11 protein-coding genes are annotated in these 12,188 nt (G+C 59.9%); 3 read left to right on the forward strand and 8 right to left on the reverse strand.

The window, feature by feature from the left end:
- Positions 1–5: 5 nt before the first annotated feature.
- Complete coding sequence (locus J3P82_RS16615; RefSeq protein ID WP_434557823.1) at positions 6–2,699, forward strand: DEAD/DEAH box helicase; 2,694 nt, start codon at positions 6–8, stop codon at positions 2,697–2,699.
- Between the two features lie 87 nt (positions 2,700–2,786).
- On the opposite strand, the gene J3P82_RS16620 is transcribed toward J3P82_RS16615, so the two are convergent.
- From J3P82_RS16620 to J3P82_RS16630, 3 genes are all read right to left on the reverse strand, one after another.
- On the reverse strand, positions 2,787–3,527 hold the full coding sequence (locus tag J3P82_RS16620; RefSeq protein ID WP_434557824.1) for an S-methyl-5'-thioinosine phosphorylase: 741 nt from the start codon (positions 3,525–3,527) through the stop codon (positions 2,787–2,789).
- A 12-nt stretch (positions 3,528–3,539) separates the two neighbouring features.
- Positions 3,540–4,538 (reverse strand): beta-N-acetylhexosaminidase, encoded by a 999-nt coding sequence (nagZ, locus tag J3P82_RS16625; protein ID WP_434563859.1) that lies wholly within the window; start codon positions 4,536–4,538, stop codon positions 3,540–3,542.
- Positions 4,539–4,721: 183 nt separating this feature from the next.
- Positions 4,722–5,429, reverse strand: a complete 708-nt coding sequence (locus J3P82_RS16630; RefSeq protein ID WP_013692622.1) for a TetR/AcrR family transcriptional regulator — start codon at positions 5,427–5,429, stop codon at positions 4,722–4,724.
- Positions 5,430–5,669: 240 nt separating this feature from the next.
- On the opposite strand from J3P82_RS16630, the gene lexA reads away from it, so the two are divergent.
- A complete protein-coding gene (gene lexA / locus J3P82_RS16635; protein WP_186609823.1) occupies positions 5,670–6,278 on the forward strand; it encodes a transcriptional repressor LexA in 609 nt (202 codons plus the stop codon).
- Between the two features lie 10 nt (positions 6,279–6,288).
- Entirely contained in the window at positions 6,289–6,762 is a 474-nt protein-coding gene (gene sulA, locus J3P82_RS16640; protein ID WP_434557825.1) for an SOS-induced cell division inhibitor SulA, read from the forward strand.
- 67 nt (positions 6,763–6,829) lie between these two features.
- Here sulA and J3P82_RS16645 read toward each other — a convergent pair whose 3' ends face one another.
- The 5 genes from J3P82_RS16645 to fadA form a co-directional block, all read right to left on the reverse strand.
- Entirely contained in the window at positions 6,830–7,063 is a 234-nt protein-coding gene (locus J3P82_RS16645) for a hypothetical protein (RefSeq protein ID WP_003183419.1), read from the reverse strand.
- A 105-nt stretch (positions 7,064–7,168) separates the two neighbouring features.
- The gene (locus J3P82_RS16650) at positions 7,169–7,693 is read right to left on the reverse strand and encodes a DUF6586 family protein (protein WP_434557826.1); all 525 of its coding nucleotides are present in this window, start codon (positions 7,691–7,693) and stop codon (positions 7,169–7,171) included.
- A 221-nt stretch (positions 7,694–7,914) separates the two neighbouring features.
- Complete coding sequence (topA, locus tag J3P82_RS16655) at positions 7,915–10,527, reverse strand: type I DNA topoisomerase (protein ID WP_434557827.1); 2,613 nt, start codon at positions 10,525–10,527, stop codon at positions 7,915–7,917.
- A 115-nt stretch (positions 10,528–10,642) separates the two neighbouring features.
- Complete coding sequence (locus tag J3P82_RS16660; protein ID WP_434557828.1) at positions 10,643–10,879, reverse strand: DUF1653 domain-containing protein; 237 nt, start codon at positions 10,877–10,879, stop codon at positions 10,643–10,645.
- Between the two features lie 110 nt (positions 10,880–10,989).
- Positions 10,990–12,165, reverse strand: coding sequence for an acetyl-CoA C-acyltransferase FadA (gene fadA / locus J3P82_RS16665; RefSeq protein WP_092197355.1), 1,176 nt, complete (start codon positions 12,163–12,165; stop codon positions 10,990–10,992).
- Positions 12,166–12,188 lie beyond the last annotated feature (23 nt).

A 12,188-nucleotide genomic window follows, 5' to 3' on the forward strand; every position in this document is an offset into this window, starting at 1 on the left:
CGCCTATGCCCTCGCCCCTGAGCAAACCCCTGGCTCCTTCCTGGGTCAATCGATTCAAGGAACAAAGCCTGGAGCGTGGGCGCCGTTACGCCCTGGAAAACCGCGTCAGGATCGTCGAGGCCGGTGACAGCACCATTATTGCAAGTTGCGAAGGTTCCGGCGGAAGCGTCTATCGTCAGACCATTCGCCTCAAGGAGTCGGCCAAAGGTGCGTTGATCCTGCTCGAAGCGGCCTGCTCTTGTCCGGTGCGCATCAACTGCAAGCATTGCGCCGCCGTACTGCTGCAAGTCCAGGAAACCCTGGCCTACCCTGCCGCCGAAAAAGATGCGCAGTTGCTGGAAAAACTCCAGGCAGTGTTGGACAACCGCAGTCCCAAGGCCGCACCGCAGGTCTTGGTGGACAACGTGCAGCCGGTGCCACGGCTGTGGCTGGCGAGTGTCGAATTCAGCGCCTTCGAGCCGCGCAATGGCAAGATGCAGCGCTACATCCAGCACCGCGCCGCGCTCTCGTTCAGCTATTTGGACGAGTACGTCAGCGGCCAGCGCAACACCGACGTGCTGATTCGCCAGGAAACCCAGACGCTGCGGATAAAACGCCAGACCGATGTCGAACAGTCCTACCGCGAACAGCTGCGAATCCTCGGTTTCAAGGTGGCGACCCGGCAAAGCAAGGCGCTGCCGGAAAGCGCTGGCGAACTGTACGAAATGGTCAATGACAGTGCCTGGCTGACGTTTACCCTCAACGATCTGCCGAAACTGCGAAGCCAGGGTTGGGAATTGCAGATCGACGAAGATTTCGGTTTCGACCTGACGGCGGTGGACGAGTGGTACGCCACGGTCGAGGACACACCGGAGCGTGACTGGTTCGACCTGGAGCTGGGCATCATCGTCAACGGCGAGCGACTGAGCCTGCTGCCGATCCTGTTGAACCTGATGCGCTCGCACATCGAACTGTTCAACCCGGAACGGCTGGCCAGGCGTCGCGATGACGAGCTCATCCTGGTCAATTTGCCCAACCGTCCAAACTCGGAATTCGGTCCGCAGCAGGTGGCCCTGCCCTACGGCCGGCTGAAACCGGTACTGGCGACGCTCGGCGAGTTTTACCTGCAAGAGCCCGGCACCACCAAACTGCGACTCAACAGCGCGGACGCCCTGCGCCTGAACCCGCTGCAGGATATGCCCCTGCGCTGGGAGGGCGGTGAACACATCCGCGGCCTCGCCCAGCGCCTGCGCGACATCAAGGATTACACCGCCACCGCGCCGCAAGGCCTGAACGCAACGCTGCGCCCCTACCAGCTCGAAGGCCTGAGCTGGATGCAATCGCTGCGGCAGCTGGAAGTCGGCGGTATCCTCGCGGATGACATGGGGCTGGGCAAAACCCTACAAACCCTGGCGCACATTCTCAGCGAAAAAATCGCCGGTCGCCTCGACCGGCCGTGCATGGTCGTGATGCCGACGAGCCTGATTCCCAACTGGCTCGACGAGGCAAGCCATTTCACCCCGCAGCTCAAGGTACTGGCGTTGTACGGTGCCGGGCGCAAGAAACATTTCGAGCGGTTGGCTGATTACGACCTGATCCTTACCACCTATGCCCTGCTCCCCAAGGATGTCGAACGACTGACAGCGCAGCCCCTCCACGTACTCATCCTCGATGAAGCCCAGTACATCAAGAATCCCACCAGCAAAGCCGCCCAGGCCGCCCGCGAACTCAACGCCCGGCAGCGGCTCTGCCTGTCCGGCACGCCGCTGGAAAACCACCTCGGGGAATTGTGGTCGCTGTTTCACTTCCTGCTGCCGGGATGGCTTGGCGACGTCAAGAGTTTCAACCGCGACTACCGCGTGCCGATCGAAAAACGCCACAGCGACGTACGATTGCAGCACCTCAACGGTAGGATCAAACCTTTCCTGCTGCGCAGGACCAAGGAACAAGTGGCGACCGAACTACCGCCCAAGACCGAGATCATCCATTGGGTCGAGCTCAGCGATACCCAGCGGGACGTCTACGAAACCATGCGCCTGGCCATGGACAAGAAAGTCCGCGATGAGATCACTCGCAAAGGCGTGGCGCGCAGCCAGATCATCATCCTCGAAGCGCTGCTCAAGCTTCGCCAGGTGTGCTGTGACCTGCGCCTGATCAACGACGCAACCCTGCCCGCCCGGGGCAGCACCTCGGGCAAGCTCGACAGCTTGATGGAAATGCTCGAAGAATTGTTTGAAGAAGGCCGGCGGGTGCTGCTGTTTTCGCAGTTCACCTCCATGTTGGCGTTAATTGAAGAGGAACTGAAAAAGCGCGGCGTCGCCTATGCGATCCTGACCGGCCAAACGCGCGACCGGCGCACTCCCGTGAAGGAATTCCAGAGCGGCAAGCGTCAGATTTTTCTCATTAGCCTGAAGGCTGGCGGCGTAGGCTTGAACCTGACCGAAGCCGACACGGTGATCCACTACGACCCGTGGTGGAACCCGGCGACCGAAAACCAAGCCACCGACCGCGCCTACCGCATCGGCCAGGAAAAACCGGTATTTGTCTACAAGCTGATCGCCCGTGGCACCGTGGAGGAGAAGATTCAGCTGCTGCAAAAAGAAAAATCCGACCTGGCGGCGGGTGTACTGGATGGCCGCGTGGCCGGAGATTGGAAACTGCAGAATGAGGACATCGAAGCACTGTTCGCACCGCTGCCGGAGAAGCTGGAAAAACGCTAGGTCATCCCGCCCTGATAAAAGCCGCTTCCGGGGCTTTTAGTGGGAGCCGAAAAGGCTCGGCTCCCTCCGTCGTCCTGTACAAGCTCATCAACCGGCCATCAACACCCGCGCCAGCGTCGACTTCACTTTTCCCATCCCGTCATGCAGCGCCTGCTCGATCTCGGCCATGGTAATCACTGTGGTGGACTTGCCTGCTGCCGGGTTCACCACCAAGGCCAAGCAGGCGTAATCCAGCTCCAGCTCACGGGCCAAGGCCGCTTCCGGCATGCCGGTCATGCCGACAATGTCGCAACCGTCACGCTCCAGGCGGGCGATTTCAGCCACGGTTTCCAGGCGCGGGCCCTGCGTGCAGGCGTAGACACCATGGCTGCTATAGCCACAGCCCTCGGCGGCCAGGGCTGCGATCAACTGCTGGCGTAGCGACTCCGTGTACGGATAACTGAAGTCGATGTGGGTCACCGCTTCCAGGTCGTCCGCAAAATACGTGTGCTGGCGACCGCTGGTGTAATCGATCAACTGGTGGGGCACGCAGAAATGACCGGTGCCCATTGCAGCGTGAATCCCGCCCACGGCATTGACGGCCAGGACAGCCTGGGCGCCGGCCTGCTTCAAGGCCCAGAGATTGGCGCGATAATTCACCTGATGAGGCGGCAGGTGATGGGGATGGCCGTGGCGCGCCAGGAACAAGACCTCGCGTCCGGCATAGTCGCCGATCTGCACGTCGGCCGATGGCGCGCCGTAGGGCGTTTCCACCGAGAGGGACTGGCGAATGGTCAAGCCTTCGAGCTGGGTCAGGCCGGTGCCGCCAATAATTGCGTAAACGGTCATGTAAAACGTCCTTTAATCGATCAGTTGGGCGGCTTTCAACGCGCCGATAGCTGTCAACCAGCGTGGGTCCTGACGATATTCAGTGGTGGCGAACGCCTGGCCACGCATGCGGGCGATCCGGGCCGATGGCGTGACCTTGAGACGCTGAGCAGCGCTCAAGGCCAACTCGGCGGCCGCGCGGTCGTTGCACACCAGGCCCATGTCGCAACCTGCCGACAGCGCAGCCTCGATTCGACTGGCGGCATCGCCGACCACATGGGCGCCAGCCATGGACAAGTCATCACTGAAGATCACGCCATCGAACTGCAACTCGCCTCGCAGAATGTCCTGCAACCAACGCCGGGAGAACCCCGCTGGACTCGCATCCACCTGCGGATAGATGACATGGGCCGGCATCACCGCCGCGAGCTGTTTGCTCAGTTTGGCGAAGGGCACCAAGTCGTTGGCGCGGATCTGTTCGAGGCTGCGCTCGTCGTTGGGAATGGCGACGTGGGAGTCGGCCTCGGCCCAGCCGTGCCCTGGAAAGTGCTTGCCGGTGGCGGCCATTCCCGCGGCGTTCATGCCACGAATGAAAGCACCAGCCAATAGTGCGGCGCGCTCGGGATCGCCGTCAAAGGAACGACTGCCGACGACGGCGCTGCGCTGGTAATCAAGGTCCAGCACCGGGGCGAAACTCAAATCGAGGCCAACCGCCAAGACTTCCATGGCCATGATCCAGCCGCACTGTTCGGCCAAGTATTCGGCATTCGGGTTATCGGCGACGGCTCGCATCGCCGGCAGGCGGACGAAGCCTTGGCGCAGACGCTGGACGCGCCCACCTTCCTGATCGACCGCCAGCAGCAGGTCGGGACGGATGGCCCGGATCGACGCACTCAGTTCGCGCACCTGGCGCGGGTGCTCGATGTTGCGAGCGAAGATGATCAAGCCGCCCACTTCGGGCTGACGCAACAGATGGCGGTCCTCAGCCGTCAGCCAGGTACCGGCGACGTCCACCATCAACGAGCCTTGCAGGCCAGCAGTCATAACAATTCCTTAAAAACGATGAACCCACACAGTGACGCATGCACGACCGCACCGCCGGGCTCCAGGCCTGGCAGACCGCAATGATGCAATGAACTGTATAACGGGTTCGAAACGAGAGTCGGCATGGGCGGCTAGCTTAGCGGATGTAGGCTGCCGCGCCCACCCGCGCACTCAAGCCTTGGCGAGCGCCGGCGTGGATTTGCTGCGCGGACGCAGCTGCGCCGCGGCCATGGCCTCATCGGTGACACCACTTTCGGCACGCATGCCGGCCGCCAGGAAAGGCACCATCAGCCGCATCACCTGTTCGATGGAAGTGTTTACCCCGAAGTCGGTTTCAGCAATGGCCCGCAATGCCTTGATACCGGACATGCTGAACGCTGCGGCGCCAAGCATGAAGTGCACGCGCCAGAACAGCTCGATCGGCGGGATTCGCGGCGCAGCCTCGTTGACCAGCAGCATGTAGCGGCGAAACACCTTGCCGTACATGTCCTCAAGATAACGCCTCAAGTGGCCTTGGCTCTGGCTGAACGCCAAGCCCAGCAGGCGCATGAAGATGGACAGGTCGTTGCCGCTGCGAGGCTGCACGACAAGGGCTTGCTCGACAAGGATTTCCAGCAGCTCTTCCAGCGTCGGCTTGACGTCGGGCTTGGCCTGGCGCCGCTCCAGCTCGCGATCGAGACTGAGGCAAAAAGGCCCGAGAAATCTTGAGAAGACCGCCTGGATCAGCGCTTTTTTTGAACCGAAGTGATAATTCACCGCTGCCAGGTTGACGCCGGCTTTGCTGGTAATCAGACGCAACGAGGTTTCGGCGAAACCTTTTTCCGCGAACAACTGCTCGGCAGCATCCAGAATGCGTTCTACGGTTTCCGACTGGGCCATGGCTACTCCGCCTGACAAACACTTGTTTGAAACATACGTTTCAGCCTTGGGGTTGTCAAGCCTGACGGGACGTTTTGCGAACGCCCGGTCAGGTATTTAACCACACCTTCCAGAAGGTTTGGCGCAGTCGTTTGCAGCCTTCGGGGCGACCGTCCAGCGGCGCCTGAAAAAAGGAGGATTGCCAAGCGCCGCGCACTGTATATAATCCCAGTCACTGTATAAAAAGACAGAGCGATCAATATGCTAAAGCTGACGCCACGCCAAGCAGAGATTCTGGCCTTCATCAAACGCTGCCTAGAAGACAACGGCTACCCGCCGACCCGTGCGGAAATCGCTCAGGAACTGGGTTTCAAATCGCCCAACGCGGCGGAAGAACACCTTAAGGCACTGGCCCGCAAAGGCGCGATCGAAATGACCCCTGGCGCCTCGCGGGGCATTCGCATCCCAGGCTTCGAAGCCAAGGCTGACGAAACCACCCTCCCGATCATTGGTCGTGTTGCAGCTGGCGCACCGATTCTCGCCCAGCAGCACGTCGAGGAATCCTGCAACATCAACCCTTCGTTCTTCCATCCAAGGGCTGATTACCTACTTCGTGTCCATGGCATGAGCATGAAGGACATCGGCATCTTCGACGGTGATCTCCTGGCTGTCCACACCACGCGTGAGGCCCGCAACGGCCAGATTGTGGTGGCGCGAATCGGCGATGAAGTCACGGTCAAGCGATTCAAGCGCGACGGCAGCAAGGTCTGGCTGATTGCCGAAAATCCAGAGTTCGCCCCCATCGAAGTGGACCTGAAAGATCAGGACCTGGTTATCGAAGGCTTGAGTGTCGGCGTCATTCGCCGCTAAAGGAGGCTTTATGCAATTCCCTCACGCACCACAGCACACACAACTTCCGTTGTTCGAGGCATTCATGGCCCAACCGCTGGTTCCTGTCCTGCAAGAGGTCATCGAATCGCCCTGGGGTATCGAGCCCGAGGCGTTCAGCGAGCTGTCGTTGCGTGGTGCAGCTGGAAATTGCCTGAACCTGCTCGCCCCCATCCTGAGGGAGCTGAGCCAAGACCAGGATGCTCGCTGGCTGACGCTGATTGCGCCGCCTGCGAGCGTGACACAGGCCTGGTTGCGGGACGCCGGTCTCAATCGGGAACGGATCCTGTTACTGCAACCGCGCGGCACCCAAAGTGCCCAGCAATTGACTTGCGAAGCGTTGCGCCTGGGCCGCAGCCATACGGTGGTCAGCTGGCTGAACCCCTTGAGCGCGACCGCGCGTCAACAATTGATCAGCGCCGCCCGCATCGGGGATGCGCAAAGCTTGAATATCCGACTGGGCTAAGACAATCGCAGGGCTTCTCCAGGGCAGAGAAGCCAGCAATATTGACGTAAAAAATCGACAGCCGGGATCAATGAAGAACCCGAGGTCCTTCTTCCTTGTTGAATTCGCCTTCAACCAAGCGGCCTGCCATCTGGACACCCACGCTAAGCATCGCCTTGGCGACCTCGACGTGCTGGCCTTGAAGGAACACCTTGGCGTCCTCGGAGAAGTTCAGGGTAACCAGAGAACCCTCGTCTTCAGCCCTGCGCAACTCGATGCGGCCATCAGGAAGTTCGACAATTTCTAGAAAGGACGTTGGCATATAAGTCTGTTCTCCACGAAAGGCGGGGATTATATAGTCATCAGCCGGGCTTCGCTCAGGATCTTGACCAAGCGTCGTTAGCGAACATTACGGAGCGAATGAAACTCAGCATTCGTTCAGCCCTTCGCGAAAGCGGATAGCCAGGCCTTTGAGATTCTGGCGCCAGCTCTCCAATTCTTCCCGCGTCAGCTCCTGCTCCGGCTCTTGTTCGTCAAGATTGACCGCAACGATCAACGGCTGGGTCACGTCACCCTTGGGTTTACGGGGGGCCCGTGGCGGCTGGAACAAAGCCGTATGGGCTGCCAACAGCCTGGCCAGCCAGGTTTCGGGGTTTTGGGCCAGCTCGACCATTTCGGCCAGCTCTGGAATCGCGTGGGCTTCCAATACTTCTGGAGTCAACATCAACTCGGCCCGTGAAGCATTTGCCTGGGGCAAGCGATAGAAACCGGCAATTTCATGACAAAGCCCCAGCAACGCACCGTACAAATGAAACAGCACTGATTCACGCCCAGCCTGGACCAGCGCCGGGGCATTCATTGCGCGCCCTTCCTCCGCCTTGGTCAGCGCTTCAAGCGACAGGCCGGCGAAATAAATCTTCTGATTGGTGCGGGTGTAGAGTTCGTGGGCCATGTCGGCATTCTCCCCAACGAAATAAAAGCGTCACGCAGGTACGACAGTGTCGTGGATCAACCGAGGCGACTGCAAGGCAAAAACAGAGAGGCCGCATGAAACCGTTGGGTTGTCATGCGGCCTTCTGTTCATCCGTGGCTATTGGGGCGACTGCGCCCGAAACGTCGGACCGGTCCAGCGGGAGCAAGCTCCCTCGCAATAGAGAGCCCACACACCATCAATTAGCGCTTATCTTCAACGGTCCACTTTCCGCCGTCATAGAACGCTTTCCAGCCAGTAGGCTTGCCGTCGACCTCGGTCTGCACGTATTGCTCCTTGGTCTTGCGGCTGTAACGAATCACCGCCGGGCGACCGTCCGGGTCCTTCTGCGGCGCTTCACAGAGGAAATGATACTTCGGATCGATTTCGTCCTTGTGCGGGACGATCTCCATCACCAGTGGCGCACGGGTTTCACGGTTTTTCGGGAACTGGCTGGCCGCCAGGAACAGTCCGGAAGCGCCGTCGCGCAGGATGTAGGTGTCGTTGACCTTCTCGCATTTGAGCTCGGGCATCTTCACCGGGTCCATCTTCGGCGGAGCGGCATCACCACTCTTGAGCAGCTTGCGGGTGTTCTTGCAGGTCGGATTGGTGCAACCGAAGAACTTGCCGAAGCGGCCTGTCTTGAGCTGCATCTCACTGCCGCACTTGTCGCATTCCAGGCTCGGACCTTCGTAGCCCTTGATGCGGTAGGTGCCCTCTTCAATCTCGTAGCCGGCGCAATCCGGGTTGTTACCGCATATGTGCAGCTTGCGCTTTTCATCCAGCAGATAGGCGTCCATCGCGGTGCTGCAGATAGGGCAGCGGTGCTTGCCACGCAACACCAGGGATTCCGATTCGCCTTCGTCGTCTGCGGCGATTTCATCGCCAGGCACCAGGTTGACCGTCGCCTTGCATCGTTCTTTCGGCGGCAAGCTGTAGCCTGAGCAGCCTAGGAATACGCCAGTCGAGGCGGTACGGATTTGCATCGGCCGACCGCAGGTCAGGCACGGAATATCCGTCATCACTGGCTGGTTGGCGCGCATGCCGCTCTCAGGGCTCTCGGCTACTTCAAGTTTTTTCTTGAAGTCGCCGTAGAACTCGTCGAGCACGTTCTTCCAGTCCCGCTCGCCCTGGGCCACGTCATCGAGGTTCTCTTCCATGCCGGCGGTGAAGCCGTAGTCCATCAGGTTCGAGAAGCTCTCGGACAAGCGCTCGGTAACGATGTCACCCATCTTTTCCGAATAGAAACGACGGTTGTGCAGCGCCACGTAACCGCGGTCCTGGATGGTGGAAATGATCGCCGCGTAGGTCGAAGGACGACCGATGCCGCGCTTTTCCATTTCCTTGACCAGGCTGGCTTCGGAGTAACGGGCCGGCGGTTTGGTGAAGTGCTGGGTTGGATCGATCTTGACCAGCTTCATCACATCGCCCTGGGCCATGTCCGGCAAGACATCGTCGTCGCCAGGCTTGGTGATTTGCGGCATGACACGGGTGTAACCGTCGAACTTCAGGATGCGCCCCTTGGCGCGCAGCTCGAAGTCGCCAGCACCGACGCTGACCGTGGTCGACAGGTATTGCGCCGGCAGCATCTGGCAGGCCAGGAACTGGCGCCAGATCAGCTCGTAGAGACGCTCGGCATCGCGCTCCATCCCCGACAGCTTGCTTGGCTCGGTATTGGCGTCGGACGGACGAATCGCTTCGTGAGCCTCTTGGGCGCCTGCCTTGCTGCTGTAGACATTCGGCGTCTCAGGCAGATATTTCTTGCCGAACTCGCTTTCTATATAAGTACGCGCCATCGCCACGGCATCCGCCGAGAGGTTGGTCGAGTCGGTACGCATGTACGTGATGTAGCCCGCTTCGTACAACCGCTGGGCCATCATCATGGTTTTCTTCACGCCGAAGCCCAGGCGGTTGCTCGCGGCCTGCTGCAGCGTGGACGTAATGAACGGCGCGGACGGCTTGCTGCTGGTCGGCTTGTCTTCACGCTTGACGATGCTGTAGCTCGAAGACTTGAGCTTCTCCAACGCCGCCATGGCCTGGGCTTCGTTGAGTGGCTTGAAGGCCTCGCCTTCCTCACGGGCCACCTCAAAGCGCACGGTAGCGCCCTTGGCGGTGCCAAGATCAGCGTGGATTTCCCAATACTCTTCAGGAATGAACGCCCGGATTTCGCGCTCGCGCTCCACCACCAGCTTCACCGCAACCGACTGCACGCGACCGGCCGACAGACCACGGGCGATCTTGGCCCACAGCAGCGGCGAGACCATGTAGCCCACTACGCGATCAAGAAAGCGACGCGCCTGCTGGGCGTTGACCCGATCGATATCCAGCTCGCCCGGCTGGGAGAAGGCTTCCTGGATGGCTTTCTTGGTAATTTCGTTGAACACCACGCGCTTGTAGCGGCTGTCATCGCCACCGATGGCTTCGCGCAGGTGCCAGGCAATGGCTTCCCCTTCGCGGTCCAAGTCCGTCGCGAGATAGATGGTGTCGGCGTCCTTGGCAAGCCGACGCAATTCTTCGATGACCTTTTCCTTGCCCGGGAGGATCTCGTACTTGGCTTTCCAGCCGTGCTCCGGATCAACCCCCATGCGGGAGACCAACTGCTTGCGCGCCTTTTCTTTCGGCGACAGCGCTGGCGCTTCACCGGCAGCTGCCTTGCCGCGCTTGGCGGCCGGCTCTTTGCTGGCGCTAGCCGAACCGCTGGTGGGCAGGTCTCGGATATGGCCGATACTCGACTTCACCACGTATTGGTTGCCCAGATACTTGTTGATGGTCTTGGCCTTAGCCGGGGATTCCACAATGACCAGCGATTTGCCCATGGATCAGAAAATTCCTGAATTCAAAAAAGTGAAAGGCGGTTGGCGCCTGACGCGGCACCGCTATATATAGTGGCTGCAAGGTGAGGTCAAGGGCATGCCCGCCCCCATGTCGGCCTCAAGCCTTGGAAAAAATGCTCGCCTCGGCCTGCACCAAAGCAAAGCGTGGCACCTGTTCGCCGTCAACCTCGACGGACTCCTGGAACATGCTCAACGGACGCACCCAAAAGCCGTAATCGCCATACAGGGCTTGATAGAAGACCACTTCTTCCTCGGTCTCGGAGTGCCGCGCAATACTGAATACGCGGTACTGCGGACCTTTGTAATGTTGGTAGAGCCCAGGTTGTATCGGCATGCTTTGGCCCCTGCTCAAGTCTTACCAAAATAAAAACAAAATCTTTTTTTTACTAAACCCGGAAAAACAAAAACCGGGGCACTTGGCCCCGGCTTCCATCAACGTAACGCTTAGACGCGTTCGAAGACAGTGGCGATGCCCTGGCCAAGGCCAATGCACATGGTGGACACCCCAAAAGTGCCGCCGTTCTGCTTCATGACGTTGAGCAGCGTGCCGGAGATACGCGCACCGGAACAACCGAAAGGGTGACCCAGGGCGATTGCGCCGCCGTGCAGGTTAACCTTCTCGTTCATCTTGTCGAGCACTTTCAAATCTTTCAGCACTGGCAAGGCCTGTGCGGCGAAAGCTTCGTTGAGCTCGAAGAAGTCGATATCGGCAATGCCCAGGCCCGCACGCTTCAAGGCTTTTTGCGTAGCCGGTACTGGACCATAGCCCATGATCGCAGGATCCACACCAGCGACGGCCATCGAACGAATCACGGCCATCGGCTGTATACCCAGGTCCTGAGCACGCTGGGCCGACATCACGATCATGCACGACGCACCATCGGTGATCTGCGACGAGGTACCGGCTGTCACGGTGCCGCCCTTTGGATTGAAGGCCGGCTTGAGGGTCGCCAGGCTTTCCAGGGTAGTTTCCGGACGAATGGTTTCGTCGTAGTCGAACAGCTTCAGGAAGCCGTTCTCGTCATAGCCCTGCATCGGGATGATTTCGTCCTTGAACTTGCCTTCCACGGTCGCCTTGTGGGCGAGCTGGTGGGAGCGCACGCCAAAAGCGTCCTGCTGTTCGCGGGTAATGCCGTGCATTTTGCCGAGCATTTCCGCAGTCAGGCCCATCATCCCCGAGGCTTTTGCCGCGTATAGCGACATGTGCGGGTTCGGATCGACGCCGTGCATCATGCTCACGTGGCCCATATGCTCCACACCGCCTACGACAAACACATCGCCATTGCCGGTCATGATCGCCTGGGCGGCGGTGTGCAGTGCGCTCATGGACGAACCGCACAGGCGGCTGACGGTCTGGCCGGCCGCGGTGTGAGGAATCTGGGTCATCAGCGAGGCCATGCGGGCGATGTTCCAGCCCTGCTCCAGGGTCTGGTTAACGCAGCCCCAGATCACGTCTTCGACTTCGTTGGGGTCAACCTTGACGTTGCGTTCCAGCAGTTTGCTGATCAGGTGCGCCGACATGTCTTCGGCGCGGGTGTTGCGGTGCATGCCGCCCTTGGAGCGGCCCATCGGCGTACGACCGAAGTCGACGATCACGACGTCTCTAGGATTCAAGCTCATAAATGTTCTCTCGCTCTAGTCGT

This window comes from Pseudomonas sp. Z4-20, from assembly GCF_051131955.1.
GTDB lineage: Bacteria > Pseudomonadota > Gammaproteobacteria > Pseudomonadales > Pseudomonadaceae > Aquipseudomonas > Aquipseudomonas marvdashtae.